The organism is Parapontixanthobacter aurantiacus, assembly GCF_009827635.1.
Taxonomy (GTDB): Bacteria; Pseudomonadota; Alphaproteobacteria; order Sphingomonadales; family Sphingomonadaceae; genus Parapontixanthobacter; species Parapontixanthobacter aurantiacus.
The window spans coordinates 1,050,764-1,077,044 of the sequence record NZ_WTYW01000001.1; the positions used below are offsets into that span (position 1 = coordinate 1,050,764).

23 protein-coding genes are annotated in these 26,281 nt (G+C 61.9%); 8 read left to right on the forward strand and 15 right to left on the reverse strand.

The window, feature by feature from the left end; translation table 11 throughout:
• The first annotated feature begins 4 nt into the window (after nt 1-4).
• The gene (locus GRI38_RS05115) at nt 5-406 is read left to right on the forward strand and encodes a hypothetical protein (RefSeq protein WP_160681814.1); all 402 of its coding nucleotides are present in this window, start codon (nt 5-7) and stop codon (nt 404-406) included.
• Nucleotides 407-424: 18 nt separating this feature from the next.
• On the opposite strand, the gene GRI38_RS05120 is transcribed toward GRI38_RS05115, so the two are convergent.
• Entirely contained in the window at nt 425-919 is a 495-nt protein-coding gene (locus GRI38_RS05120) for an SH3 domain-containing protein (RefSeq protein WP_160681815.1), read from the reverse strand.
• A 151-nt stretch (nt 920-1,070) separates the two neighbouring features.
• On the opposite strand from GRI38_RS05120, the gene GRI38_RS05125 reads away from it, so the two are divergent.
• Together GRI38_RS05125 and GRI38_RS05130 are read left to right on the forward strand one after the other, a co-directional pair.
• Nucleotides 1,071-2,075 carry a 2-hydroxyacid dehydrogenase gene (locus tag GRI38_RS05125; RefSeq protein ID WP_160681816.1) on the forward strand — a complete coding sequence of 335 codons (1,005 nt, stop codon included), beginning with the start codon at nt 1,071-1,073 and terminating at the stop codon, nt 2,073-2,075.
• A 63-nt stretch (nt 2,076-2,138) separates the two neighbouring features.
• Nucleotides 2,139-2,567 (forward strand): nuclear transport factor 2 family protein, encoded by a 429-nt coding sequence (locus GRI38_RS05130; RefSeq protein WP_160681817.1) that lies wholly within the window; start codon nt 2,139-2,141, stop codon nt 2,565-2,567.
• Between the two features lie 7 nt (nt 2,568-2,574).
• Here the strand turns inward: GRI38_RS05130 and GRI38_RS05135 are convergent, their stop codons facing one another.
• The 6 genes from GRI38_RS05135 to GRI38_RS05160 all read right to left on the reverse strand — a co-directional run bounded on the left by GRI38_RS05135 (nt 2,575) and on the right by GRI38_RS05160 (nt 10,105).
• Nucleotides 2,575-2,961, reverse strand: a complete 387-nt coding sequence (locus GRI38_RS05135) for a GNAT family N-acetyltransferase (protein ID WP_160681818.1) — start codon at nt 2,959-2,961, stop codon at nt 2,575-2,577.
• A 73-nt stretch (nt 2,962-3,034) separates the two neighbouring features.
• Nucleotides 3,035-4,441, reverse strand: coding sequence for an NAD(P)H-dependent flavin oxidoreductase (locus tag GRI38_RS05140; protein ID WP_160681819.1), 1,407 nt, complete (start codon nt 4,439-4,441; stop codon nt 3,035-3,037).
• A gap of 24 nt (nt 4,442-4,465) precedes the next feature.
• The gene (locus tag GRI38_RS05145; RefSeq protein WP_160681820.1) at nt 4,466-5,212 is read right to left on the reverse strand and encodes a class I SAM-dependent methyltransferase; all 747 of its coding nucleotides are present in this window, start codon (nt 5,210-5,212) and stop codon (nt 4,466-4,468) included.
• A 10-nt stretch (nt 5,213-5,222) separates the two neighbouring features.
• A complete protein-coding gene (gene prfB / locus GRI38_RS05150; RefSeq protein ID WP_160681821.1) occupies nt 5,223-6,350 on the reverse strand; it encodes a peptide chain release factor 2 in 1,128 nt (375 codons plus the stop codon).
• Nucleotides 6,351-6,451: 101 nt separating this feature from the next.
• Entirely contained in the window at nt 6,452-8,944 is a 2,493-nt protein-coding gene (locus GRI38_RS05155; protein ID WP_160681822.1) for a penicillin-binding protein 1A, read from the reverse strand.
• Nucleotides 8,945-9,091: 147 nt separating this feature from the next.
• Entirely contained in the window at nt 9,092-10,105 is a 1,014-nt protein-coding gene (locus GRI38_RS05160) for an N-acetylmuramoyl-L-alanine amidase family protein (RefSeq protein WP_337191239.1), read from the reverse strand.
• A gap of 417 nt (nt 10,106-10,522) precedes the next feature.
• On the opposite strand from GRI38_RS05160, the gene GRI38_RS05165 reads away from it, so the two are divergent.
• On the forward strand, nt 10,523-13,288 hold the full coding sequence (locus GRI38_RS05165; protein ID WP_160681823.1) for an Rne/Rng family ribonuclease: 2,766 nt from the start codon (nt 10,523-10,525) through the stop codon (nt 13,286-13,288).
• 87 nt (nt 13,289-13,375) lie between these two features.
• On the opposite strand, the gene GRI38_RS05170 is transcribed toward GRI38_RS05165, so the two are convergent.
• Nucleotides 13,376-14,110 carry an SDR family NAD(P)-dependent oxidoreductase gene (locus tag GRI38_RS05170; protein ID WP_160681824.1) on the reverse strand — a complete coding sequence of 245 codons (735 nt, stop codon included), beginning with the start codon at nt 14,108-14,110 and terminating at the stop codon, nt 13,376-13,378.
• 209 nt (nt 14,111-14,319) lie between these two features.
• Here GRI38_RS05170 and GRI38_RS05175 point away from each other — a divergent pair, with 209 nt between their 5' ends.
• From GRI38_RS05175 to zapE, 3 genes are read left to right on the forward strand one after another with little or no spacing between them, the layout of a single operon-like run.
• Nucleotides 14,320-15,102, forward strand: coding sequence for a succinate dehydrogenase iron-sulfur subunit (locus tag GRI38_RS05175; RefSeq protein WP_160681825.1), 783 nt, complete (start codon nt 14,320-14,322; stop codon nt 15,100-15,102).
• 1 nt (nt 15,103) lies between these two features.
• Complete coding sequence (locus tag GRI38_RS05180) at nt 15,104-15,571, forward strand: PaaI family thioesterase (RefSeq protein ID WP_337191240.1); 468 nt, start codon at nt 15,104-15,106, stop codon at nt 15,569-15,571.
• 10 nt (nt 15,572-15,581) lie between these two features.
• Nucleotides 15,582-16,703, forward strand: coding sequence for a cell division protein ZapE (gene zapE, locus GRI38_RS05185; protein WP_160681827.1), 1,122 nt, complete (start codon nt 15,582-15,584; stop codon nt 16,701-16,703).
• Between the two features lie 12 nt (nt 16,704-16,715).
• Here zapE and GRI38_RS05190 read toward each other — a convergent pair whose 3' ends face one another.
• Together GRI38_RS05190 and GRI38_RS05195 are read right to left on the reverse strand one after the other, a co-directional pair.
• Nucleotides 16,716-17,951: a pyridoxal-dependent decarboxylase, exosortase A system-associated gene (locus tag GRI38_RS05190; protein WP_160681828.1), complete on the reverse strand. Its 1,236-nt coding sequence runs from the start codon at nt 17,949-17,951 to the stop codon at nt 16,716-16,718.
• The gene (locus GRI38_RS05195; protein ID WP_160682471.1) at nt 17,948-19,483 is read right to left on the reverse strand and encodes an acyl-CoA ligase (AMP-forming), exosortase A system-associated; all 1,536 of its coding nucleotides are present in this window, start codon (nt 19,481-19,483) and stop codon (nt 17,948-17,950) included. The genes GRI38_RS05190 and GRI38_RS05195 overlap by 4 nt, the downstream gene beginning before the upstream one ends.
• 304 nt (nt 19,484-19,787) lie before the next feature.
• Between GRI38_RS05195 and GRI38_RS05200 the strand changes: the two genes are divergently transcribed.
• The gene (locus GRI38_RS05200; RefSeq protein ID WP_419880265.1) at nt 19,788-20,063 is read left to right on the forward strand and encodes an acyl carrier protein; all 276 of its coding nucleotides are present in this window, start codon (nt 19,788-19,790) and stop codon (nt 20,061-20,063) included.
• Here GRI38_RS05200 and GRI38_RS05205 read toward each other — a convergent pair.
• The 5 genes from GRI38_RS05205 to GRI38_RS05225 are packed head-to-tail and all read right to left on the reverse strand — an operon-like array spanning nt 20,060 to nt 26,269.
• Nucleotides 20,060-21,259, reverse strand: a complete 1,200-nt coding sequence (locus tag GRI38_RS05205; protein WP_160681830.1) for a class I SAM-dependent RNA methyltransferase — start codon at nt 21,257-21,259, stop codon at nt 20,060-20,062. The two genes, GRI38_RS05200 and GRI38_RS05205, sit on opposite strands and share 4 nt — an antisense overlap.
• Before the next feature lie 15 nt (nt 21,260-21,274).
• Nucleotides 21,275-22,996: a dihydroxy-acid dehydratase gene (gene ilvD, locus GRI38_RS05210; protein WP_160681831.1), complete on the reverse strand. Its 1,722-nt coding sequence runs from the start codon at nt 22,994-22,996 to the stop codon at nt 21,275-21,277.
• Nucleotides 22,997-23,054: 58 nt separating this feature from the next.
• Nucleotides 23,055-23,783 carry an N-formylglutamate amidohydrolase gene (locus GRI38_RS05215; RefSeq protein ID WP_337191241.1) on the reverse strand — a complete coding sequence of 243 codons (729 nt, stop codon included), beginning with the start codon at nt 23,781-23,783 and terminating at the stop codon, nt 23,055-23,057.
• Nucleotides 23,780-24,598: a 4-(cytidine 5'-diphospho)-2-C-methyl-D-erythritol kinase gene (locus GRI38_RS05220; protein WP_160681833.1), complete on the reverse strand. Its 819-nt coding sequence runs from the start codon at nt 24,596-24,598 to the stop codon at nt 23,780-23,782. Before GRI38_RS05220 ends, GRI38_RS05215 begins: the two co-directional genes overlap by 4 nt.
• 24 nt (nt 24,599-24,622) lie before the next feature.
• A complete protein-coding gene (locus GRI38_RS05225) occupies nt 24,623-26,269 on the reverse strand; it encodes an electron transfer flavoprotein-ubiquinone oxidoreductase (RefSeq protein ID WP_160681834.1) in 1,647 nt (548 codons plus the stop codon).
• Between the last annotated feature and the right edge of the window lie 12 nt (nt 26,270-26,281).

Genomic DNA, 26,281 nt, shown 5'->3' on the forward strand with positions numbered 1-26,281 from the left:
TACGATGCGTTGTGTAATCCTCGGCCCGGTGCTTCTTGTCACTGCCGCTTGCGGCACATCCAGCGAAGAGGCGGCTGTTGCCGACGAGGTTCTCGCCGTCGAGGATGACGTTGCGCTGGATGACGGCACGGCGGGGCTTGCCGGAACGTATGAACTGACCAGCGGCGACGGCTCGGTGGTCTTGCAGGTTCTCAGTCCCGACGGAACCTATCGGGACACGACGCCGGGTGGCGAAGAACTCGAACGCGGAAGCTGGCGCAGCGACGGCGAAGGGATTTGTCTCGATGCAGACGGACCGGCGACCGAACGATGCATGACCGGCAGCGAAGTTGGGCCGGACGGAAGCTGGCGCGCCATCGACTCGACGGGAGCGGATACCGGCACGGTCGTGCGTCAGCTCGACTAGTTCAACGCCCTGCGTAGATTACGCCGCGCCTGCGCCCCATAACCGGTCCTGCCGGACCCAGCCGCGCCGCTCGCCGACGGCGATGCGGCACCAGCCATCTTCGCAGCGAACGAGCGATCCGACCACGCCGGGTTCGAGCCTCCACCGAACCGCCGAAGCGAATTCGGGATCCTCGTGCATGTCGGCTAGACCCTCTCCATGGACATAGACCGACAGGTTCGTGGAAAGCAGGCTGGCGCGAACCCAGCCTTTCGTTCCGTCTGGGTCTTCCACGAGCCGCCAGCCATCCTTCAGCCGCACGACCTTCACCGGGAGGCCGGGACGCTGATAGACCCAGGCTATCTTGAATTCGAGGCTTGGCCCTACCCGCATATTGAGGCGGGTCGCCGATTCGCGGATGCTCGCCCAGTAGGGAACCTCGCGTTCCTGCGCCCACGCTTCCCCTTCGCTCAGCAGGACGAAGCTCAAAATCGCCGCGACGAGCAATTTCAATAAGCGGAGCGGCTCGATCATCGCGTTCGGTGAGTCCCTATAATTTGATTCGCGTCCGTCGACGTGCGTCAACGCGCTGATAAACGGAGCGACGGAGAGCGGTAAACCCTTCGTAGCGCTCGATACGTCTGCTTGCTTGTCTGGCGCTGCAATACGCCCTAGCAAGTGGCGAATGTCCGACTTCAACGACACCAAGCGAAGCGTCCCCTGCGTCGGCGTGACGCGCCATCTGATGCCTGCCGTCGAAGCACGCATGAGCGAATTGTTCGATGTCGTAACGAACGAGGACGATCACCCTCTGTCACGCGACGAATTGTTCGATCTGGTTCAACGTTGCGACGTGCTGGTCCCGACCGTTACCGACACGATCGATGCCGAGCTCATTGCAGATGCGGGCGACCGGCTGAAGCTGATCGCGAATTATGGCGCAGGCACGGACCACATCGATCTGGCGGCGGCGCGCAAGCGCGACATCATCGTCACCAATACGCCGGGCGTCTTTACCGACGATACGGCGGACCTGACGATGGCCCTCATCATCGGCGTGCCTCGACGCGTGCGCGAAGGCGTCGCCCTTGTCCGGCACGGCGACTGGAGCGGCTGGGCTCCGTCGGCCATGCTCGGCCGCAAGCTCGGCGGGAAAATTCTGGGCATCGTCGGCATGGGCCGGATTGGCCAGGCGGTCGCGCACCGTGCGCGGGCATTCGGACTCGATATCGCCTATCACAACCGCAAGCGCCTGCCCGAAGCGGCAGAGCGGATGCTGTCGGCCCAGTTCATTCCCTCGCTCGACGACCTCGTCGCGAGTTCCGACATCCTGACGCTGCATTGTCCCGCCACGCCCGAAACCGTCGGATTGCTCGACCGGCGGCGCCTCGGTCTGATGCGCAAGGGCGCGGCGCTCATCAATACGGCGCGCGGCGAACTGATCGACCAGGAGGCCTTGATCGATGCTTTGGAAAGCGGGCATCTCGTCGGCGCGGGACTCGACGTCTATCCCGACGAGCCAAAGGTCGATCCGCGCCTCATCGCGCATCCCAACGTCATGACCCTGCCCCATATCGGCAGCGCGACGGTAGAAGGCCGCGAAGCATCCGGCGAACGAGTGATCGCCAATATCCGCTTCTGGATGGACGGCCATCGTCCGCCCGACCAGGTACTTCCGAACCTCGACTGAAGGGGCTTTCGCCTTTCGCAAGCTATCTTGCGGTTTGCGCGGCTGCCTGTATCGCTTGCCCGCATGAACGAACTCGCCGCGAAGATCGAAACGCTCGAACACCGCTGGATGCGTGCCTGGATGCAGCGCGACCGCAACCTGATGAAGCAGCTGGCCGCCCGCGATTTCATCTTTCTTCTGGCATCAAGCAGTGCTGCCATTCTCGACCGGGCGAGCTGGCTCGAAGCAGCGACCACGCGGTTTCGCTGCAACGGCTACCGGTTCGACGAAGTATATGTGCGGCGGCACGGCTCCACCGCGGTTTTCGCGACGCGCATGACGCTCGACGCGACGATCGGAATGCACGAATGGTCGGGCGAGACCTGGATCACCGACCTGTGGCAGCGCAGCCGGTTCAAGCGCAGCTGGCGCATTGTCGAGCGGACCCTCTCGCGCCCCGACACCGACGCGGAAATGCCCGACGCCATCCGCTCGATGCAGTTGTGGCGCTGACCGGCGGCTACAAGCTTTTTCCGTAGAAGATGTTGAAGTCGGTTTCACGGTAATTGCCGAACGCTTCGCGCCGCATGAAACCGTTCTTGAGGTAGAGCGCATTGGCAGCTTCGAAGACTTCGCCTTGCCCCGTTTCGAGCATCAGCTGTGTGTAGCCGCGACCGCGACCAATCTCGCACAATGCATCGAGCAACGCCTGCCCCACGCCTTTGCGCAGCGCGCCGTCCGCAGTGCGCATCGATTTGATCTCACCCGCCATTTTGGACAGCGCCTTGAGCGCTGCGACGCCGAGCAGTTCTCTGCCCTCGCGCGCTTCGATCACGGTGATCTCTGGCCGCCGCAACCCGTCGAGATCAAGCGCGAAGGACGTACCGGGCGGAGAGCTTTCGTACATGCGCCGCTAATGCTCGGTTATGAGCGCGCGCACATCGGCATCGTGGAGATCGGCCCTCCCGATCCGCACCGCCTTAGTCGCCGGTCAGGATGCGGTCGACCAGTTCCTTCACGGACGGGGTGAAATTGTTCGAGTAGAACGGGTCCTTCTTGAACATGAAGGCGGCGTGGCCGGCAAACATCAGATTGTCGTCCGTGCTTCCGCCATGCGCGATGTCCTGCAATGTCTTCTGGATGCAGAAGCTGCGCGGATCGGCCAGCCGGCCAGTCGTATAGTCGTCGTGGTCCTTCCAGCTCGAAAACTGGCAATGCGACAGGCAACCCATGCAATCCGCCTGGTCCGTGCGGATGGTCGCGCGGCTTTCAGGGGTGACGAAGACGAGGGTGTCGTCCGGCGTCTTCAACGCCTCGACAAATCCCGCCTCGTGCCATTTCTGCGCCTTTTCGCGGTCTTCCGGCCTGACCCAGAAGTTCTTGCCCTTTACGCCGACGTCGAGCGAGCAGCTATGATCCTCATCCTCATGCCTGATGAACGGTATTTGCCGCTCGGATCGATGGATGAGATCGTAGAGGAAGTCGTTCTTTACCGCCGAGGAATAGAACCCGGTGGGCGAGAACTGGTGCAGCAGGATGTCGCCTTCATCGAGGTTACGTAATTCGTCCTTCCACTCCTGCGGAATGGGGCTTTCATGCGTGAGCAGGGGCCGCGTGCCGAATTGAAAGGCGATCTTGCCGATGTCGGGATTGTCGATCCAGTGGTCCCAGTCGCGCAGGAACCAAACGCCGCCCGCCATGACGATCGCGCAATCCTCGCTAACGCCTTCGGCCCGCATGGTTTCGCGCAAGGCCTTGACCCGGGGGAAAGGGTCCTGCGGTTCCTTCGGGTTTTCGGCATTGCTCAGACCGTTATGCCCGCCAGCCAGCCAGGGATCCTCATAGACTACCGCGGCCATCAGCTCGGGAACCTTGGAGTAACTGCGCTTCCACAAGGCGCGGAACGCCCGCGCCGAGGAAATGATCGGCAGATAGTGAACTTTGTGCCGGGCAGCGATCTCGGCAAGTTTGTAGGGCATCCCGGCCCCGCACGTCACGCCGTCGACGAGATCGCCGACCTCTTCGAGGATCCCTTCGAGAACTGGCTGTGCGCCGCCCATTTCCCACAGGACATTGATATTCAGGGCGCCGTTCCCGCCTGCGATATCATGCGCCTTGCGCACCTGCTCGATACCGCCGTCGATGGCATAGCGAATAAGCTGTTCGTGCCGTTCCTTGCGCGTCCGTTGCGGATAGACCTGTTCGATGATCTCGCCGTCTTCGTCGGTGCTGTCCGCATTGACCGCGCTGACCGTGCCGATCCCGCCGGCCGCGGCCCAGGCGCCCGAACTGGCGTGGTTGGTCGCGGAAACGCCCTTACCACCTTCGATGAGCGGCCACACTTCCTTGCCGCCGTAATTGATCGGGCTCAACCCTTTGAATGCCATGATTTCTGCCGGTTATGGGCGCTGCTACGAGGCGGCGCGATTGGTATCGTTCGACGATCCGCGACAAGGCTGGATGTCGGCGGGAGCAGCCCTCTTAGCCGCCCTCTCGAATTTTGCATAGTACCCCGCCAGTTCCGGCTCGTCACGGAACTGGACGAGTTCGAAGCCGACCTCGCGAAACTCGCAGGACAAGAGGAGCGGGTCTATCCCGTGCTGATCGGTCGGGCGGTCGACATCGACCACGATGACCTGCCCCCCTTCGCGCAGAGCCGGCCACAGCCGCCAGAGGAAGGCGTAGGGTTCAGCCACCTCGTGATACATGTGCACGAGGAAGATGCGATCGAAACTGTTCTCGGGAAGGCGCGGATCGTCCGGCGCTCCCGGCTTGATCGAAACATTGTCCAAACGCTCGCGGCTGACCCGTTCGCCGAGAGCCGACAATGCGTTGCGATCAATATCCTGGGCGAGCACCCGCCCGCTTTCCCCCACCCGCTCGGCGAGGCGAACGGTGTAATACCCCTCGCCCGCACCGATATCGGCGACCGTCATGCCCTCGCTGATGGCGGCAAGGTCCATGACCTTCTGCGCCTCGTTCACGCTGTCGCGGGCCGTTTCGGTGGAAAAGCGGTTGGCCCCGAGATTGGAAACGGGGCGGTCGGGCAACGGAAAGGCGAGCGCCGTTTCGGGTCGATCGCCCTGCTCGCCCACGCGCTCGCAACCCGTGACGAGCCCCAGACCGAGGACCAGGCAGAGGACGGATAAGCGGTTCATTCTTCGCGGCCTACTCGACATCCTCGACTTCGACCGTTTCGCCGGTCACCCGCTGCGCGAGCGCCGCCGAGATGAACGGGTCCAAGGCACCGTCCAGCACATCGTCCGGCGAACTCGACGTCGTCCCGGTGCGCAGATCCTTCACCATTTGATAGGGCTGCAGGACATAAGAGCGGATCTGGTGTCCCCAGCCGATCTCCGTCTTTTCGGCATATTCGCCGGAAGCCGCCGCTTCGCGCTCCGCCATCTCCCGTTCGAAGAGCCGCGCCTTCAGCATGTTCATCGCAGTCGCGCGGTTCTTGTGCTGGCTGCGATCGTTCTGGCTCGCGACGACGATGCCGGTCGGCTGGTGGGTGATGCGAACGGCTGAATCGGTCGTGTTCACGTGCTGACCGCCCGCACCGCTGGCGCGGTAGGTGTCGATCTTGAGATCGCTTTCGTTGATTTCGATGTCGATGTCGTCGTCGATTACCGGATAGACCCAGACCGAACTGAAGGAGGTGTGGCGACGTGCCGAACTGTCGTAAGGGCTGATCCGGACGAGGCGATGAACGCCGCTTTCGGTCTTCGCATAGCCGTAGGCGTTCTCGCCCTTCACCAGCAAGGTCGCGCTCTTGATGCCGGCCTGATCGCCTGCCTGATATTCGACCGTCTCGACCTTGAAACCGCGCTTCTCGGCCCAGCGCGCATACATGCGGAAGAGCATTTCCGCCCAGTCCTGGCTTTCCGTGCCGCCAGCCCCGGCGTGGATCTCGACATAGGTATCGTTGGCGTCCGCCTCGCCCGCGAGCAATGCCTGCACCTTGTCGGCGTCGGCGCGCTCGGCCAGTTTCTCGAGGCTTGCGAGACCCTCGTCGACGATCTCCTCGTCGCCCTCGGCTTCGCCCATCTCGATGAATTCGACCGCGTCGTTCATCTCGTTCGAAATCTGCCGAACGGTGTTGACGGCGCTTTCCAGCCGCTTCTGCTCGCGCATGATGGTCTGCGCCTGCTTCGGATCGTCCCACAGCGTTGGGTCTTCGACGCGCGCATTGAGCTCGTCGAGTTCGCGCAGCGCCCGGTCCCAGTCGAGCGATTGCCGCACGAGCGAGAGTGCCGCTTCGATCCGGTCGATATGAGCTTGCCCTTCGGCACGCATACGAAAAATCCTCATCTGCGCGCGGCGTGTCGCTGCCGCACGGCTTTGCATGGCTTGTCCGGCAGCGATTACCTCGCCTCGCGCGATTGTAAAGCGGCGTGCTAGTAGATGCCGCCCTGCTCTTCCACGAAGTCGACGGGTTCCTCCGCCGCGACGCTTTGTCGCGAACGCGTCGCGCCGATCCGCGCACGGCGTATGAGGTCGAGAACCTCCTCGCGCTTCGCGGCAATGGCATCCTGCCGCGTTGCGATGGGCGGTTCGGTATCGGCCTTGAAGGCCTCCCAGATGACCGCAGGCTTCGGCTCGTCGGTCGGCCATCCCTCGAAGACCCGCTTGCCGGAGAGGCGGTTCACGCGAACCATCCGGATGCCTTCGGGTGCGACGAAGGGCGAACCGCTCCACTTCTCACGCGTATCGGAGATGAATTGCTTCACGATCGGCGCGGCCAGCGTTCCGCCCTGGGCATAGCCGCCCATGTTGCGCGGCTGATCGAAGCCGAGATAGACCCCGGCGACGACGTCGGGCGAACCACCGACGAACCAGACATTGGTCGGACCGTTGGTCGTGCCGGTCTTGCCGAACAGCGGCATGTCGAGATCGCGCAGGACGGTCGCCGTACCGCGTTCGACGACGCCTTCGAGCATGTGAACAGTCTGGAACGCCGTGCCCGGATCGAGGACCTGTCGCCCGCCCGCGGCGAAGCGGGGCATCGGATTGCCGTCCCACTCGGCCATGTTGCAATTGTTGCACGCGCGGCGGTCGGCTCGCCAGATCACCTTGCCGGTGCGATCCTGGACGAAATCGATCGTCGTCGCGGGCATCTGCCGCCCCTGATTGGCAAGCGCGGAATAGGCCGAGACCATTTTCTCGACCGTCGTTTCGCCCGCGCCGAGCGCAAAGGCGGGATAGGGTTCGTAATCGCCGATACCCACGCGGTCGATCGTCTTGACGACGTTTTCCATCCCGGCTTCCATCGCTATGTGGATGGTCATCAGGTTGCGTGACTGTTCGAGACCCCAGCGCATCGTGTGGACCCCGCCGCCGCGGCCGCTGAAGTTGCGGAAGCATTTCTCGCCCAGTCCGGCGCCCTGATAATAGCAATAGGTCTGGTCGGGGACTTCGCTCGCAGGAGTGAACCCGTTCTCGAGGCCCGTCGCATAGACAAAGGGCTTGATCGTCGAACCCGGCTGACGATCCGCTTGCGTCGCGCGATTGAAATCGCCGAGGCGGCTGTCGAACCCGCCCTGCATGGCAAGGATGCGCCCGGTAAATGGTTGCTCAGCGACGAAGCCGCCACTGATCTCCGGAACGGTGCGCACGCGATAGCCGCTTCCCGACGGCGAAGCGGCGATGACGTCGCCCGTCTTCAGATTGTCGGGCAGCCCGCTTAGCGGCGAAGTGTCGCCGTTTGCGAAGGCAATCGTCGCTCGCGAACCACTGCGCTCGGTGACGACGCCGACGCGCCAGTCCTCGTAATTGATGCCGAGGTTGGAACTCGCCAACTGACCCGAAAGGTTGCCCTCGTCGACGTTGAGCGTTGCGATCGGCCCGGTCCAGCCGCGATTGCCGTGATAACGCAGCAATCCTGCGCGAAGCGCATCGCGCGCCGCATTCTGCAACTCTGTGTCGAGCGACGTGCGTATCCACAATCCGCCGGCATAGACGCTGTTGTCGCCGTCTTCCGCGTTCTCGCCGAACCGGTCGATGAGTTCGCGGCGCACCGACTCGAAGAAATAGCCGGCGTCTGCGCTGCGCGCCCCCGGCTGCTGCCGCTGCAGGCCGAGCGGCTGCGCCTGGGCAGCGCGCGCCTCCGCTTCGGTGATGAAGTCGTTCTCAGCCATTTGCCCGAGGACGAAGTTGCGCCGTTCCATCGCGAGTTCGGCATTGGCCGCCCGGCCATAGCGTTCGGGCGCCTTGGGCAGGATTGCCAGAAACGCCATTTCATGCAGGTCGAGCTGATCGACGTCCTTGTCGAAATAGGCACGGGCAGCGGCCTGAACGCCGAAACTGCGGCGACCGAGCGGAATTTCGTTGAGATAGAGTTCGAGGATCTGCTGCTTGGTCAGGACGTCCTCGATCTCGCGCGCGAGCACCATTTCCTTCAGTTTTCGCGTGACCGAATATTCGTTGGAGAGAAGGACGTTCTTGGCGACCTGCTGCGTGATGGTCGAGCCGCCGACCGCGCGTTCGCCCGAACCGAACTTGGTGGCATAGTCGATGACCGCATTGATCGTACCGGGCAGGTCGACCCCGCCATGGCTGAAGAAGGTCTTGTCTTCGGCCGACAGATAAGCCTCGATCAAAGGCTCCGGGAAATCGTCATATTGCAGCTGGACGCGCCGCTCTCGCTCGAAGCTGTGAACGATCTCGCCGTCCACGCCGCGCACGACGCTGGGCAGCGCGGGCTGGTAGTTCACGAGCATTCGGGCATCGGGCAGATTGCGCGCGACGAGGATCCAGATGATCGTCAGCGCGAGAATGCCAGCGAGGACGAGATAGACGAACCACCGCAACAGGCGGTGTTCGCTCCACACTTCGCGCAGCTTGAGGAAGAAGCCGCCGGTCTCTCGCCGCAGCCGTTCGGAATAAGTCATCGATGTATCGTTACCGTCCATTGCGTTTCGCATGTTCGAGCGCGAAGTTACGCCAATACCCCAAGAAGGATGAACCGCATATTAGGGAAGGCTTGTCGGTTCGCCAAGTCCGGGGTCGAAAGGCGCTTTACTCGCGACGCGGCAGACTTACAGAACGCTGCCAATGGAAGGCCTCGCAGATGGCGCTTCGTTCGCGGGGCGGGGTGCAGGCTGCGGGTCCTGTACCGGGGGTACCGCATCGAAATAGTTCAAAATCGCCCGCGCCATAATTTCTGCGAAACGCTCGCGTCCCTCGGCACTGTCCAGAACCTGCGCCTCTGCAGCGTTGCTGATGAAGCCCGCCTCGAACAGAACGGAGGGGATGTCGGGCGCCTTCAGCACCACGAACGGTGCCGAGCGCCTGGCTGGCTCGCGAAAGGCGATCCGGCCCGTCCCAGCTTCCTCTATCGCCTGAGCGAAGGCGCCGGCCTCCTCGACAGCGCGACGCTGCGACAGTTCGACGAGGATCGTCGCCACCGTCTCGTTGCCGCGTTCCAGCTGCACGCCATTGATGATGTCCGCGCTGTTTTCACGCGCGGCATAGCGGGCGGCGGCCTGGCTCGACGCGTCGGCGGAAAGGGTGTAGATGCTGGCTCCGGCGGCTTCGGTAATTTCCCCGGCGGAATCGGCATGGATCGAAAGGAACAGGTCGGCGTCGAGGCGGCGAGCGATCTCGGCGCGTTCCTCCAGCACGAGGAACCGGTCGTCCTCCCGCGTCAGGGCGACCCGTACCCGCCCGTCGGCCAGTAATTCGTCGCGCAACCGCTTTGCGAGCGACAGGACGATGTCCTTTTCCTGACGGTTCCCGGCGATCGCTCCGGTATCGTGGCCGCCGTGTCCTGCGTCGATCACGACGAGCGGACGCGAGGCATCGCCGCCGCCCGCAATGCTCGGCAGATCGACTTCACCCGGCGCAGGCAATTGCAGCTTCAGGACATAGTCCGGGCGCGACCCGATCCTCGGTGCATCGAGAAGAGGCGTCTGATACAGTCCCAGACAGACGAACAGCACGGCGAGGAAAGCGCCTGCGATCGGCAGATAGGAAGCGCGCGAGAGCATGGCGATGCCGACGGTTAAGGTTATCGCTGCATTTTCGCAATATAGTTGCTGAATGAAATGCACGATGCTAGCGCATGTAAACCGGTATTCGAGGGATAGGGACGACCGGCAGCGACAGGCGAACCGCTGATGCGAAACGCCGCAATCGCTGGATCGAGCCTATCCACCAGTGCCCCGCCGGCCTCCTTTCATCGAAAGGCACGGTCAGGCGCGGCCAAGACGACAGGTTGATGCAGACCATGATAGCCACGCTACCGCTCACGACCGCGCTGCCCGGTGCAGCAGGTCCGTGCGATGGCGGCTTGGCGCGAGGATCGCGCGGCTTCAGTTCTGCAGACACGACATTCCGGTGCGCGACGCCTTGCGCAGCGTACCGGTATCTGACCCCTCGGCCCGCAGGTTCGGCGCCGGGTTCATCACACAGAACGCGCAAATTGACGTCCGGCCCTGCCCGGCGTTCGCGCGTATGGAGAATAATTCATGTCAACGCGCATGCTTATCGATGCGCGCCATTCGGAAGAAACCCGAGTGGCGGTACTCAAGGGAAATCGCATTGAAGAATTCGATTTCGAATCAGCTGAACACAAGCAGATAAAGGGCAATATCTACCTCGCGAAAGTCACGCGGGTAGAACCGAGCCTCCAGGCCGCCTTCGTCGATTTCGGCGGCAATCGTCACGGTTTCCTGGCCTTCAGCGAAATCCACCCCGACTATTACCAGATCCCGCAGGCCGATCGGCAGGCCCTGCTCGACGAAGACGCGGAAGCGGCCGCCGAAGAAGCGAGGCTTCGTGCAGAGGAAGAGGAAAGCGGCAACGGATCGTCCGACGATTTCGATGCGGACGAGGAATCCTCGGGCGCTCTGGTCGAGGAAATAGCCGAGGACGGCGTCGAGGAAATTGACACTTCGGAAAAGAGCAAGGTCGCCACGATCGAGGAAGGTCACGTCGAGAACGGCGATGACGACGATAGCGACGATGACGAAGACGACGATGCCGAGGAAAACGGCGGAAACGGCGGCTCTGGTCGCGGACGTTCGCGGCGCTCGCGCTCGCGCCGCGGACCGAAGCGGTCGCAGGAGAATTCCGACAATGGCGACAATGGCGGCGGAACCCGCTCCAAGGCCGTCGACGAGGTGCGCCAGCGTCGTCAGGCGCTGCGTCGCCGCTACAAGATTCAGGACGTCATCCAGCGCCGCCAGGTCCTGCTGGTACAGGTCGTCAAGGAAGAGCGCGGCAACAAGGGCGCCGCACTCACCACCTATCTCAGCCTTGCCGGACGCTACACCGTCCTGATGCCCAACTCCAATCACGGCGGAGGCATCAGCCGGAAGATTTCTTCCTCCAGCGACCGCAAGCGGTTGAAGGAAATCGTGTCCGACCTGTCGCTGCCCCGCACCATGGGGCTGATCGTGCGGACCGCCGGTCTGTCGCGCACCAAGACGGAAATCAAGCGCGACTTCGACTATCTCGCGCGGCTGTGGGATGAGATTCGCGAGAAGACGCTCGGCTCGACCGCGCCCTCGCTCATCCATTCGGACAGCGACCTCATCAAGCGTGCGATCCGCGACATCTACAATCGCGACATCGAGGAAGTGATCGTCGAGGGCGAGCAAGGCTACAAGTCGGCCAAGTCGTTCATGAAGCTGCTGATGCCGAGCCACGCCCGGCGGGTGAAGGCCTATTCCGATCCCGTTCCGCTGTTCCAGCGCTATGGGGCGGAGGACCAGCTGAAGGCGATGTACGATCCCGTTGTGCAGCTGAAATCGGGCGGCTATCTGGTCATCAATCCGACCGAAGCGCTGGTTTCGATCGACATCAACTCCGGCCGCTCCACGAAGGAGCACGGTATCGAGCAGACCGCGCTGTCGACCAATCTCGAAGCGGCCAAGGAAATCGCCCGCCAATTGAGGCTGCGCGACATGGCCGGCCTTGTCGTGATCGACTTCATCGACATGGAACGGCACGGCAATATCCGCAAGGTCGAGCGGTGCATGAAGGATTCGCTGAAGAACGACCGTGCACGCATCCAGGTCGGTCGCATCTCCAGCTTCGGCCTTATGGAAATGAGCCGGCAGCGGCTGCGGACCGGCGTGCTCGAAGCAACGACGCGCGATTGTCCGCATTGCGACGGCACGGGCCTCGTCCGCACGGCCTCTTCCGCCGGATTGAGTGCGCTGCGTCTCATCGAGGAGGAAGCCGCCAAGGGCAAGGGTTCGATCATCCAGCTTTCGGCGAGCACCGAGGCGGCGATCTATCTCCTGAACGCGAAACGCGCTGATCTTCAGGAAATCGAACATCGCTACAATGTCAGCGTCGAGGTTCACCCCGAAGGCGAGGACGAAGGTGCCAAGATGAGCGTGTCGAGTTCCGGCGCGCGCCCCACCAATGCGCCGAAATTCGAACCGATCGCGGAGGATGACGACGAGGATTCCGACGAATACGATCAGGACGAAGACGACAACGACAACGACGAAACCTCTTCGGACGATCACGACGGTCAGCAGCGCAAGCGCAAGCGCCGTCGGCGCGGCGGACGTGGCCGCAACAAGCGGCGCGAGAATGGCGAGGACGACCGCGAGGAAACGTCCGCCCCCTCCGCCAGCGATCAGAACAACGGAAGCGAAAGCGACGCCAATGGCGACGGCGGGGACAAGCCGCGCAAGCGTCGTCGCAGGGGTGGCCGCGGTCGGCGCAAGAACACCGATACCTCGCAGGACAACGGTGCTCAGGATAATGGCGAGAATAGCAACGCCGACTCCGGCAACGCGTCCGATCAGAAGATCGACGGCGAAGCGCTCGAGCAGGTCTCCGAGCAGATGCAGGACGACATCGCCGTCGTGACCGGTCCTGACGGTGCTTCGGAAACTGCCGAGCGCATGGACGATACCGGCGAGGCGAAGGCCGAAGTCGAGGAAAAGCCGAAGCGTCGCAAGCGCCGCACCAAGGCCGAGATCGAAGCCGACAAGGCAGCGAAGGCGAAAGCGGCCGAAGAAAAGGCCGCTGCAAAGGCAGCCAAGAGCGAGAAGGCTCCGGCGGAGAAGAAGCCGCGCCAGTCCCGCAAGAAGGCTGAACCCAAACCGGCCGAGCAAACCTCGCGAGAGGGTGGCTCTAACGACAACGCGCCTTCCGATGGCGATGCCAAGGCGAGCGATAACGGAGCGGGCAATGCTTCGAAGGACAGCGCCGGAACGATCGAGACCGCCAAGCCGCGGCGTGGCTGGTGGCAGCGGACCTTCGGCGAATAGGCGATTAGGCGATAGCGGGGCGGAGTTGGGTAGCTGAAAGGCTCCCCGCCCGCCCCGATCATCGATCGTTCCGGTTCTGATTGTAATTCAGTCGGGGATCCTGTCGCCGCGCCAGTCGAAATGCCCGCCGCTATCTTTCGGTTCGAGGCCTTCGATAACGTCGAACAGATGCGCCGCTGATCGCTGCGGCGTGAAGAGTTGTTTGTCTGGCACATTGCCCTGAAACGGCTCGGACAGCTTCGTATCGACCGTTCCGGGATGCAAGGCGACCGCGAGCGCCTGTTTGTGCGTGCGCGCAAGCTCGATGGCAAAATTGCGGATCAGCATGTTGAGCGCAGCCTTCGACGCGCGGTAGCTGTGCCACCCGCCGAGCCGGTTGTCGCCGATCGACCCGACCCGTGCCGACAGGGCGGCGAAGACGGAACGCCGGTCGCGCGGCAATTGCGGAAGCAGATGTTTCGCGACAAGTGCGGGTCCTATCGTATTGACCCGGAATACCTTTTCCATCAAGTCCGGATCGATTTTGCGAAAACTTCTCTCGGGTCCGATTCCGTCGGCAAGGGTAAGAACGCCGGTGGCCACGACAATCAGCGACAATGGTGTCTCGGAAACGCTATCAGCAAAATCCGCGATGCTCTCTTCGTTTTCGTAGTCGAAGCGGAACGGCCGCAGCCCCTCCCCCGAAGGTCCCTCGCCGGAGCGGGAGCCTACGTGAACCGTCTCGAAGCCGCGACGCAGCGCCTCCTCGGCAAGTGCTCTGCCAATGCCGCCGCTTGCTCCGAATATCGCCGCGCTTCGCCGATCCTGTCCTACATCGCCCATATTCCTTAGAGTTGTCCGATGTCCGCCCGGTTCCCCAGCGCGCTCGAAAATGCATGTTTTCGACCGTTATCGGGGGGAGTTTTCTCTGACAGGACAGTGTTCCATGTGTTCCATCGCGTTGGATTTGGCGCTCCGCGCAAAGTGGCAACTTCGTCTTGAGTCGCGGCGCGAAATGCTTAGATAGACGGCAAGGCAGACAGGATCGAACCATGGCGACTTTCACCCTCCCCGCGAATTCGAAGATCAACGCAAAGGGCAAGAAGCACCGCTCCGAAGGGGCGACGCGAACCAAGACGTTCAAAATCTATCGCTACGATCCCGATAGCGGCCAGAACCCGCGCTACGACACGTTCGAGGTCGATCTCGATCAGTGCGGCCCAATGGTTCTCGATGCACTGTTCAAGATCAAGAACGAGATCGATCCGACGCTGACCTTTCGCCGGTCCTGCCGCGAAGGTATCTGCGGTTCGTGCTCGATGAACCTCAATGGCAAGAACGGCCTCGCCTGCACGACGGCAATCGAGGATTTGAAGGGCGAGATTCGGATTACGCCGCTGCCGCATATGGAAGTCATCAAGGACCTCGTTCCCGACTTCACCCATTTCTATGCGCAATACGCGTCGATCCGGCCCTGGTTGCAAACCGTATCGCCGACCCCTTCGGGCAAGGAACGGCTCCAGTCCCCCGAACAGCGCGAACAGCTTGACGGCCTTTACGAGTGCATCCTGTGCGCCTGCTGTTCGACGGCCTGCCCATCCTACTGGTGGAATTCGGACAAATTTCTTGGTCCTGCGATCCTTCTCCAGGCCTATCGCTGGCTCGCCGACAGCCGTGACGAGATGACGGGCGAGCGGCTCGAGGATCTGGAGGACCCGTTCCGCCTCTATCGTTGTCACACGATCATGAACTGCGCGAATGTCTGCCCCAAGGGCCTGTCGCCGGCGAAAGCGATTGCCGAGATCAAGAAAATGCAGGTCGAAAAGCATATCTGACGTGCCGCTCGATCATCTGTCCGACGACATCTTCGATCACGGACCCGATCCAGACAACCCGGGCTGGAATCACTGGAACTTTCACGACGACACGCTGTTCAACGGCGCGGTTCTCGGAAGGCTGATCGTTCGGAAGGATGGCGATGCCTGCCGTCTGCGCATGTTTCCGGAGCGGCGCCACCTCAACCTGCAAGGCGTCATCCACGGCGCCGTCACCATGGGCCTTATCGACATATCGCTGTTCTCCGCGATGCATGTCCTCGGCGGCTCGGATAGCGGCCCATCGGTCACCCTCGAACTTTCGACGCAATTCGTCGAAGCGGGCAAGGCCGAAGAACCGCTCGACGCGGTGACTTCGATCCTGCGCGAAACCGGGCGACTGGCGTTCTTGCGGGGCGAGGTCGTGCAAGGCGACACGATCGTGGCCGCCTTCAGCGGCATCGTGCGCAAGTTCAAGCCGCGTTCCTGATCGGTCCGGCATGAGAGAGAACGGCATACTCGCGCGTTACCGCGCCCTCATCGAAGCGGGAGAGTTGCAACCCGATACCGATCAGCAGGCGGCTGCGCAGCGACTGGATACGTTGCAAGGCCGACTGGCGGAAAAGCCGCGTTCCGGGCTCATCTCCCGTTTGTTCGGCAAGGAGGAAGCCGCCCCGCCCGGTGTTTACATGTGGGGCGGAGTGGGGCGCGGCAAGTCGATGCTGATGGACCTGTTCCACGAAACCTTGCCGATCGAAGCGAAGAGGCGCGTTCACTTCCATGCCTTCATGCAAGAGGTCCACGACCTGATGCGCGAATGGCGCGAGCGTGACCCCGGCGATCCGATCCCCAAGGTTGCGCGCGATCTCGCGACCGGCGTACGCTGCCTCGCCTTCGACGAGATGGTCGTCAACAATTCGGCCGATGCGATGATCATGGGACGCTTGTTCCGGGCGTTGATCGTCGAGGAGAAAGTCGTAATCGTCACGACGTCGAACCGTCCCCCGCGCGATCTCTACAAGGACGGGCTGAATCGCGAGCATTTTCTGCCGTTTATTGCCCTTATCGAAGAACGCCTCGAAGTTGTGCCCCTGAATGGGCCGACCGATTACCGGCTCGATCGGCTTGCCGGGATCGATGCCTGGCATACGCCCCTCGGCCCGGAAGCGACCGCGAAGGTGCGCGAGGTATTCTTCCGGCTTACCGATCACGAAGCCGAGGATGCGGAGACGGTACCGTCACGCGAGCTTGATGTCGGCAAGAAGCGCACTATCCACGTTCCCAAGAGCTTTCGCGGCGTCGCCGTGTTCAGCTTCAAACGCCTTTGCAGGGAGCCACGAGGGGCGGCGGACTACCTCGCTATCGCCCGCGAATATCACACGGTCATCATCGTCGGCATTCCGCAGATGGGGCCGGACCAGCGCAACGAGGCGACGCGCTTCACCGCCTTGATCGATGCGCTTTACGAAGCGCGGGTGAAGCTGTTCGTGACCGCGGAGGTCGAGCCCGAAGAACTGTATCCGGCGGGCGACAACAGCTTCGAATTTCAACGCACCGTCAGCCGCCTCAAGGAAATGCAAAGCTCGCGCTACATGGCGCTGGGACACGGCGAAACGGGGTAGTCCGCAAGCCAGCTAGACGAGCAGTTCCTTCGCCGGGCCGCGACCGAGAAAAGCGGCGGGCGAGGCGGTCGCACCGTAGGCGCCGGCGCAGAAGAGGACCACGATGTCTCCTTCCCGCGCGGTCGGCAGTATGACGGCATCGCCCAGGCGATCGAGCGGCGTGCAAAGGCAACCGACGACGTTGACGCGCTCCTCCGGCTCGGCGGCGAAGCTGTCGGCAATCGCGATCGGGTAATTGCGTCGCACCACGGTTCCGAAATTCCCCGACGCGGCCAATTGGTGGTGCAGCCCCCCGTCGGTGACGAGGAAAATCTCGCCGTGGCTTTCCTTCCGATCGACGATGCGACAGCAATAAATGCCCGCCTCCGCCACCAGATACCGTCCCAGTTCGATGTGGAACTCGGTCTCGGCAAGCACGTCCGGCAGATGCGCGAACCGTTCGCGCAATGCTTCCCCGACCCGCTCGATGTCCAGCGCCTCGTCGCCATGAAAGTACGGCACCCCGAAGCCGCCTCCCATATTGAGCGACGGTAAGCCTACCCCGGCGGTCGTGCAGATTTCCGCCGCCAGGTCGAGGACATTGCCCTGCGTCTCGATGATGGCTGCCTGATCGAGCGCTTGGCTTCCGGTAAATACGTGCAGGCCACGCCAATCGCATGGCTGAGCGCCAAGGTAGCGCGCGAGTTCCGGCACGCGGGCTGCATCGATCCCGAAAGGCTTCGCCCCGCCCCCCATCTTCATGCCCGAGCCGCGCAACTCGAACTCCGGATTGACGCGCAGGGCGATCCGCGGCTTGCGTCCGATTTCAGAACCGATCGAAAGAGCGCGCTCGACTTCGCCTTCGGATTCGCAATTCAGCGTTACTCCCGCCGTGATCGCGGCCGCCAGTTCCGCATCGCGCTTGCCGGGACCAGCGAAACTGATGCGATCGGCAGTGATATTCGCGGCCTCGCACATGGCCAGTTCGCCGCCAGAGGCAATATCGAACCCGTCGACGAGTTCCCGCATCGTCTCGAGCAAGGGCGGGAACGGATTGGCCTTTACCGCATAGTTGAGCCTCAGCCGCTCCGGCATGGCGCTGCGCAAGCGCGCGACGCGCTGTCGCAATCGATCGGCGATGTAAAGAAATACCGGAGTCTCGCCGGCTTCTTCCACCCACGCGGAAACGGAGCGTCCTCCGATAAGCAAGCGCCCTTCGGTATCGGCATCGAAGCCTTCCGGGATCGGTCCGTGCGGCTTTGCTTTCATACCCCTCGCCCTGTCGCGCCGTATTGTTCGATGACCGAGGAGCGATCAATCTTCCCGTTCTGGTTGAAGGGCATTTCACCAATTGGATGCACCATGCGCGGGTGCATGAAGGTCGGCAGGATGTGCTTCAAATGCTTTTGCAAAAGGGTCATCGAAGTATCTGTATCGTCGATCATTTCCACGGCAAGGGAGACCGTCTGGCCCAGTTCCTCGTCGGGAACTCCGAAAGCGACCGCATGACGGACAACGCCGGAACCGATTGCGACATCCTCGATCTCCTGCGGGCTGATACGTGTGCCCGAACTCTTGATCATGGCATCGTCGCGTCCGACGAAGAAGAGCAGGTCGTTTTCGTCGCGCATCACCGTGTCGCCGGAATAGACGGCCGTTCCCCCATAGTAGGAGAATGAGGGCGCAGGCTTGAACCGCTCCGCCGTTCGTCCCGGATCCTTCCAATAGCCTTGCGCCACCAGCGGCCCGCAATGCACCAGTTCGCCAGGTTCGCCCGGTTTCGTCAGAGCGCCTGTTTGATCGACCACCAGTATCTCTGCGTGGGGAATGGCCTTGCCCATCGACGTCGGATATTTCTCGACCAAGGCAGGATCGAGATAGGTCGAGCGAAATGCCTCCGTCAGCCCGTACATCGGCACGATGTCGGCAGAAGGGAAAGCCTCGCGAAATTTCGTTATCAGCGACCGGGTAAGTGCACCCCCGCTATTGGTAAGCCGACGCATCGATCCCGTCGCTTCCGGTGGCCAATCGACCGAGACGAGTTGCGTCCATAGGGGTGGAACGGCGGCGAGCGTCGTGATGTCATGCGCCGCGCAGGCCTTTACGACGTCGCGCGGGAACAGGTAATCGAGCGGAACGACGCAGCCACCGGCGTACCACGTGCTGAGCAGCTGGTTTTGCCCGTAATCGAACGAAAACGGCAGGACGGCGAGCGTCCGGTCGGACGCTTGTAGCGAAAGATAAGATGCTACGCTGTCCGCCCCAAGCCAAAGATTGGCGTGAGACAGCATGACGCCCTTCGGCTTCCCCGTCGAACCGCTTGTATAGAGTATGGCAGCAAGGTCATCGGTATCTGCGTTCGATGCGGCCAGCCTGCCGGGAAAAGCGTCGCGCAGCCCGCTCGCCTCTTCGTCCGAAAAGAACGTGCAAGCTTGGCTCAAATCTGCCCGGTCGAGCAGCTTGAGACGCGCTGTGGTCGCAATCAGGCACGACGCGCCGCAATCGCGTAAGATATGGCGGACCTGCTCTTCCTTGAGCAGGGGATTGATCGGAACATGGATCAGCTTCGCGCGAGGCGCGGCGAGTGGAAGGATCGCAGTCCACACCCCTTTCGCGGCCCAGCTCGCAACACGATCCCCCGGATTGGCGATGGAGGCCAGCCACGCGCTCGCCTGCGCTACCACCTCGCGCAATTCGGCGTACGAATAGGCGCGCTCCTTCAGGACAAGTGCGGTGTCGTTTGCCTGACCCCGCTCGAGAATATGGTCGAGCGGACGGATTTCGACCTTCACGCCTTCCATCCCCTCCTCCGATCCCAATCGTTCCAACACCGCCTCGTTCGTTTCGTCACGCCGTCGACCGCGTCCTTAGAACCCGGCAGGTCGTGCTGTCCATGCGAGGCAAACCAGAAGGGCATGGCCGCGGTCCCGCTATCTGATGGCAGCTATGCTTGCTTCGGCCCGGTCGAGCCGATAATGCGGGTTTTCCAAAAGAACCGGGTTTGGGAAAGGCGAAACTTGCATGGCCGTCACCTCGCATGCGCAGACCGAACAGGATCGAACGGACGATTCGGCCAGCAACGTAAGCGACGCGTGCCACGGACGAATCAACGCGAAGGCCGTCGATGAGCGACTGCGCGCCGTATTATGCGACGTCCTCGCGCTGGACCCTGCCGATGTTGCCGAGTTCGATGCCGATACTGGCCTTTTCGGACACTTGCCCGAAATGGATTCCATGGCGGTGGCCGGACTGCTCACGGAAATCGAGGACCGCTTCGGCATCATCATCGATGATGAGGACGTCGATGGTGAAATGCTCGAAACCTATGGTGGTCTGCGCGATTTCGTCGAAGGCAAGCTAACAGACGGCGCGGACGCCTAGTTACGGACGAAACAGCTGCTGAGTTCGACATGAGTCGACCAGCGGAATTGCCCGACAGGGCGCAAGCTATGCAAGCTGAAGCCGGCCGCCTTCAATATGGCGGCATCGCGTGACCAGCTCGATGGATTGCAACTGACATAGGCGACGCGCCGGACGTCGCTCTGCGCGATCTGTTCGATCTGGTTCCTAGCCCCGGCTCGCGGAGGATCGAGAACGATCGTCTCGAAACGCGCCAGTTCCTCGGCTCGAAGCGGATTTCGAAAAAGGTCGCGATGCAGCGCGAATACGGACGCGCCCGACCGGTTCGCCGCAGCCTTGCAGGCGATATGTGCGTCCTGCGCAGCCTCGACCGCCAGCACCCTCCGCTCCGCCGCCAGCGCGTAGGCGAATGTTCCCAGTCCTGCGAAAAGATCGGCGGTTGGGCCACCGCTTGCAAAGGCAAGCACGTCGTCCACCAGTCGCTGCTCCCCGTCCTGTGTCGCTTGGAGGAATGCGCCGGGCGGAAACGGAACGGCCTCGCCCGAAAGCGTGATCGTCGTCGGTTCCGGCTCGTAGAACACCTCGGGTCCGAACCCCTGATCGAGGGAGAGGCGCGCAAAGCCATGTTCCTCGGCAAAAGCGGTTAGTCGTTCGGTCTGCGCCAGTCCTTCGGGCTCTATGCCGGAAATGACGCAATCGACGCCCCGATCGACCAGCGTCAAGGCGATTCGAGCAGTGCCTTTCCCAAGGAACGAGCGCAAAAGCGAACGCAGAGGGCTGACCAGAGCAACCAGTTCTGGTCGCAGGACCGGGCACTCGACAAGATCGAAAATGCGATTGGTTTTCGGCAGGTTGTAGCCGATCCTTACGCCTTTCCCCGAAGAGACGGCATGCAGCACCGTCCTTCTGCGACTATGGGGCGGAGACAGATGGGTCGGCAAAAGCTCGCCCGGTTCCAGTCCGAGTTTGAGCGCGGGCAGGACGACGCGATCGGTTACGAACTGGCGCAGGGCCTCCTCGTCGCAATGCTGCAGTTGGCACCCGCCGCATTCGCCGAAATGGCGGCAGGGCGGCGTGACACGATGCGGACCGGGTACAATTGCTCCGTCGGGTGCAATGCGATCGCCGGGTGCCGCACCCGCCACATGCTGTTTGCTTTCCGTGACGCCGTCGCCCTTGGACGCAAGGCGAACGATCTCCGCGGCTTCGATGGTCATCCTGTAGCTAGGCGATCAGATGTCGGCAAAGACATGCGTTTCGCTGGCAGCCCCGGGATGAGTAAGCGCACCCTTGGATGCCGGTCCGACATTCTGCGAGTATCTCCAGAGTGCACCGGACTGGTAATCGTTGCGTCGGGGTTGCCATTCGCCGCGGCGTCGGTCGAGTTCGGTTTGATCGATCTCGACATCGATAGACCCCTTCTCGGCATCAATGTGGATCATGTCGCCATCCTTGACGAGCGCGATCGGACCGCATTCTGCCGCCTCCGGACCCACATGACCGATGCAAAAGCCGCGCGTCGCCCCGGAAAAGCGTCCATCGGTGACCAAAGCGACCTTTTCGCCCATTCCCTGACCATACAAGGCAGCCGTTGTCGAAAGCATCTCGCGCATGCCCGGCCCGCCCTTCGGGCCTTCATAGCGAATGACGATGACACTCCCCTCTTGGATATCGCGCCGTTCAACCGCATCGAATGCGTCCTCCTCGCATTCGAAGACGCGCGCAGGTCCGCTGAATTGCAGTCGTTCCATGCCCGCGACCTTGACGATCGCGCCATCAGGAGCGAGCGATCCTTTTAAACCGACCACCCCGCCGGTCGGGCTGAGCGGCGAGCGAACGTCGTAAAAAACTTTCTGATCCGGGTTCCACGTAATCTCTTCGAGGTTCTCGCCGAGGCTCTTTCCAGTCACGGTCAGGGGCTCTGGATCGAGAAAACCGCCGTCGAGAAGGGTTTTCATGGCCATGTAGACCCCGCCCGCCTCATGCATGTCCTTCGCGACATATTGTCCACCAGGCTTCAGATCGGCGATGTAAGGCGTCGTTTTGAAGATCTCCGCGACATCGAAGAGATCGAACGCGATGCCGCACTCGCTCGCCATCGCGGGAAGATGCAACGCCGCATTAGTCGAGCCTCCGGTTGCAGCCACGACCCGTGCGGCATTCTCGAACGCTTCACGAGTACAGATATCGCGCGGGCGCAGGATTCGAGCGAGCAGTTCCATCACCTGGCGCCCGGCGGCTGTCGCAATCTCCTCTCGTGATTTGTAAGGAGCAGGTGCCATATTGCTGTTCGGAAGAGATAATCCGATAGCTTCTCCTACACACGCCATCGTGTTCGCCGTAAACTGTCCGCCGCAGGCGCCGTGTCCGGGACAGGCCACTTTCTCAAGTGCGGTCAGGTCTTTCAGCGGGCAGCCTCCGGCGGCATATTGGCCTACCGCCTCGAACACATCGACGACAGTGACGTCTTTCTCGCGATAGGTTCCGGGAAGGATCGACCCGCCATAGACGAAAATCGAAGGCACATTGAGCCGCAGCATCGCCATCATCATGCCGGGCAGGCTCTTGTCGCATCCGGCGAACCCGACAAGCGCGTCGTAGCAGTGGCCGCGCACCGACAATTCGATAGAGTCGGCTATGACTTCGCGGCTTACCAGCGAACTTTTCATCCCCTGATGACCCATGGCGATGCCGTCGGTGACCGTAATCGTGTTGAAACGCCGCGGTGTGCCCCCGCCCTCCTCAACGCCGCGTCGGCAGATATTCGCTTGTGCGTCGAGCGCTGTATTGCAAGGCGCGCTGTCGTTACCCGCCGACACAACGCCGACGAAAGGTCGGGCGATTTCTTCCTCGGACATCCCCATCGCGTAGTAATAGGACCTGTGCGGCGCACGCTCGGGACCGACCGAGACGTGGCGGCTCGGAAGGCGCGATTTGTCGAAATTCTGGGTCATCGGGCGGGTTTCGCCCGCCTCGCGGGTTTTATCAAGCGCAAGCGATGTTTGGCGGGTCTTAATTCGCCTTTAGCGCGGCCAGCGTCTGCCGGGCGACTTGCGCAATCCTGTCGGCCCATTCCGATTGTCCTTGAGCGGAAGTGACCAGATCCTGTCGTACCTCGATCGTCAGATACGGTATGCGACGCGTTTCTGCGTGACGATCCATCGTCGCATTGAACTGCTTGCCCGAGTAAGGCTCGTTGTCGCCAACCGTGAAACCCATGTTTTTAAAAAGACGAATGGCGTGCCGAGCGGCCCGGTCGTCATTATTGTAAAGCAACCCGACTTCCCAGGGGCGTTTCTCGCCCGATGTCTTCAGCCGGGGCGTGAAGCTGTGAAGAGCGAGGAAGAGCTCGGGCTCGGTATCCTCGATGAAATTTTCCAGGCCGGCGTGATAGGGACGATGAAACCGGGCAAGGCGATCTTCCAAACGCCCCGCGTCGTTTCCGGGAATGGCGATGCCGTCCGATGTTTTCGGCATTACTGCAGGATCGTCTTCCCTGCGATGTAGGTCGACGACTAGGCGGCTGACCTTGGCGACATGCACGGGAATATTATGATTGCCGGCAAGGCATTGCGACAGTTCCCTGACGCCGAGATCGACGGCGACGTGCTGATCGAGGACATCGTCTCCGATCCCGAGCGCTAGATCGGGCGGCAAGCTGTTACCCGCATGATCGGCGCAGGCCGCGATCGGGGACTGACTGTTGGGACCGAGCCTTTCGAATGTTTCCGACGTGGTCACCGCAATGCTCCCGAAATTTGCCACCATTCCGGACGCCTGCGCTTGATAAAATCCGCCGCCTCGTCTCGTTCGCCAATCTTTCGATACAGCGCGAAGCAGGTCGCGCCGGATCCGGAAAGCCGGTGCAGGAAAGGTTTCGTTTCGCTTAGCAGCCTCAGGGTTTCGACGACGGGTTCGACGCCAAGCCGTTCCGTTGCAATGCGCTCGAAGCTGTTGCCGTTGCGTCCGGCTATTTCGCTGGTCGACTTGCCAATGAGAGGACCGTCATCGGTCCCGTCCCATGCGCCATACGCTTTGACGGTCGACATCGGTACGCCGGGATTGACGAGCAACACCGCGGTGCCGACCATATCGTCCTCGACTGGCTCAATCTGCGTCCCCGTTCCCTTGCCGAGGCTGGATGAGCTGTCGACGCAGGCAGGCACGTCCGCTCCGAGCCGCGCCGCCCGTGCGCGCCAGTCGTCCGGAAGCCCGTAAGCATCGCGTACCATGCGAAAGATCGCTCCGGCATCGGCGCTACCCCCACCGAGCCCCGCCGCAACCGGCAGGTTCTTCTCGAGCGTTACCGCCAGTCCGTCAGGACGCGGCAGAGCCGAAAGCGCTTTCGCCACCAGATTGTCGAACGGGTTGTCGAGTTCCCGAGCGAACGCGCCGAGCGTAGTGACGGCATCCTGCTCTGCCGTTCGGGCGGTCAGGACATCTCCCTTATCGACGAACGCGAATAGCGTTTCGATGTCGTGATAGCCGTCTTCCCGGCGGGCACGGATATGCAGCGCCAGATTGATCTTGGCAAAGGCGGTTTCGCGAAGCCTCATGATGAGCGCGGTGTCGGCGCTGCGTCACATGTTCGGATAATTCGGTCCGCCCCCGCCCTCGGGCGTGGTCCACTCGATGTTCTGGTTCGGATCCTTGATGTCGCACGTCTTGCAGTGAACGCAATTCTGGGAATTGATGACGAATTCCGGCTTCCCTTCCTCAACGCCCACCCATTCGTAGACACCGGCGGGGCAGTAACGCGTCGACGGCCCGCCATAGACCTCCAGTTCGCTGGCGCGCTGAAGACCCATGTCCTCGACCTTCAGGTGATTGCGCTGGTCTTCTGCATGATTGGTGTAGCTATAGGATACCGACGTCAGGCGATCGAAACTGATCTCGTTGTCCGGCTTGGGGTAATCGATCGGCTTGTAAAGGTCGGCGCGTTGCAGCATCTCGTAATCGGGTTCGTGCTTCATCGCGATCGGCAGGCCGATCTTCAATTGTCGCATCCACATATCCACGCCGGCGATAACGGTGCCGAGATCGCCGCCAAATTTCGCGACGGCGGGCTGCGCATTCTGGACTTTCTTTAGCTCGGTCGCGATCCAGCTATTGCGCAGATTGCTGTCGTAATCGGCCAGTTCGGTCTTTTCCTGTCCGGCAGCAATTGCCGCAGCAGCGCTTTCCGCGGCCAGCATGCCGCTCTTGATGGCGGTATGGCTACCCTTGATCCGCGGTACGTTCACGAAACCGGCGGCACAGCCGATCAGGGCACCGCCCGGAAAGGCGAGTTTCGGGACCGATTGCCAGCCGCCTTCATTAATCGCGCGCGCGCCATAGGCGACCCGCTTGCCGCCCTCGAGATATTCGCGAATGGCCGGATGCTGCTTCCACCGCTGGAACTCTTGAAACGGCGAGACATACGGGTTCTTGTAGTCGAGCGCGGTCACGAATCCGAGCGCGACTTGGCCGTTGGACTGGTGGTACATGAAGCCACCGCCCCACGTATCGCTTTCGGAAAGGGGCCAACCCTGCGTGTGCAAGACGCGGCCCGGAACGTGCTTCTCTGGGTCAATGTCCCACAGCTCTTTGACCCCGAGACCATAGACCTGCGGTTGGCAGTCCGCCTCGAGATCAAAGCGAGCCTTCATCTTCTTGGTCAGATTGCCCCGAGCCCCTTCGGCAAAGAAGGTATACTTCGCGAGAATTTCCATGCCCGGTTGATAATCGGCCTTATGCGACCCGTCGGCGGCTACGCCCATGTCTTGTGTAACGACACCGGCTACCGCACCGTTTTCGTCGAACAATACTTCAGAGGCGGGAAAGCCGGGGAACACCATCACCCCCAGCGCCTCTGCCTGTTCAGCCATCCAGCGCGACAGATTGCCGAGCGAACCTGTGTAGCATCCCTTGTTCGACATGAAGGGCGGCATCGCGAGATGGGGGATGTTGGTCTTTCCGCGAGCGGAAAGTATCCAGTGCCAGTTATCCGTCACCGGCGTCTCGGCCATGGGGCAATCCATTTCGCGCCACTCGGGCAACAGTTCGTCAAGCGCGATCGGATCGACTACCGCTCCGGATAGAATGTGCGCGCCGATCTCCGAACCTTTTTCGAGAACGACAACTTCCAGTTCATCGTTGATCTGCTTCAGCCTTATCGCGGCGGCAAGTCCAGCGACGCCTCCGCCGATAATGACTACGTCGCAAGGCATCGATTCACGTTCGGTCATGGTTCTTCGCTT

Coding starts and splice junctions, on each gene's coding strand:
- GRI38_RS05115 (WP_160681814.1), top strand. CDS start 5: ATGCGTTGTGTAATCCTCGGCCCGGTGCTTCTTGTCACTGCCGCTTGC.
- GRI38_RS05120 (WP_160681815.1), bottom strand. CDS start 919: ATGATCGAGCCGCTCCGCTTATTGAAATTGCTCGTCGCGGCGATTTTG.
- GRI38_RS05125 (WP_160681816.1), top strand. CDS start 1,071: ATGTCCGACTTCAACGACACCAAGCGAAGCGTCCCCTGCGTCGGCGTG.
- GRI38_RS05130 (WP_160681817.1), top strand. CDS start 2,139: ATGAACGAACTCGCCGCGAAGATCGAAACGCTCGAACACCGCTGGATG.
- GRI38_RS05135 (WP_160681818.1), bottom strand. CDS start 2,961: ATGTACGAAAGCTCTCCGCCCGGTACGTCCTTCGCGCTTGATCTCGAC.
- GRI38_RS05140 (WP_160681819.1), bottom strand. CDS start 4,441: ATGGCATTCAAAGGGTTGAGCCCGATCAATTACGGCGGCAAGGAAGTG.
- GRI38_RS05145 (WP_160681820.1), bottom strand. CDS start 5,212: ATGAACCGCTTATCCGTCCTCTGCCTGGTCCTCGGTCTGGGGCTCGTC.
- prfB (WP_160681821.1), bottom strand. CDS start 6,350: ATGCGTGCCGAAGGGCAAGCTCATATCGACCGGATCGAAGCGGCACTC.
- GRI38_RS05155 (WP_160681822.1), bottom strand. CDS start 8,944: ATGACTTATTCCGAACGGCTGCGGCGAGAGACCGGCGGCTTCTTCCTC.
- GRI38_RS05165 (WP_160681823.1), top strand. CDS start 10,523: ATGTCAACGCGCATGCTTATCGATGCGCGCCATTCGGAAGAAACCCGA.
- GRI38_RS05170 (WP_160681824.1), bottom strand. CDS start 14,110: ATGGGCGATGTAGGACAGGATCGGCGAAGCGCGGCGATATTCGGAGCA.
- GRI38_RS05175 (WP_160681825.1), top strand. CDS start 14,320: ATGGCGACTTTCACCCTCCCCGCGAATTCGAAGATCAACGCAAAGGGC.
- zapE (WP_160681827.1), top strand. CDS start 15,582: ATGAGAGAGAACGGCATACTCGCGCGTTACCGCGCCCTCATCGAAGCG.
- GRI38_RS05190 (WP_160681828.1), bottom strand. CDS start 17,951: ATGAAAGCAAAGCCGCACGGACCGATCCCGGAAGGCTTCGATGCCGAT.
- GRI38_RS05195 (WP_160682471.1), bottom strand. CDS start 19,483: ATGGAAGGCGTGAAGGTCGAAATCCGTCCGCTCGACCATATTCTCGAG.
- GRI38_RS05205 (WP_160681830.1), bottom strand. CDS start 21,259: ATGACCATCGAAGCCGCGGAGATCGTTCGCCTTGCGTCCAAGGGCGAC.
- ilvD (WP_160681831.1), bottom strand. CDS start 22,996: ATGACCCAGAATTTCGACAAATCGCGCCTTCCGAGCCGCCACGTCTCG.
- GRI38_RS05220 (WP_160681833.1), bottom strand. CDS start 24,598: ATGAGGCTTCGCGAAACCGCCTTTGCCAAGATCAATCTGGCGCTGCAT.
- GRI38_RS05225 (WP_160681834.1), bottom strand. CDS start 26,269: ATGACCGAACGTGAATCGATGCCTTGCGACGTAGTCATTATCGGCGGA.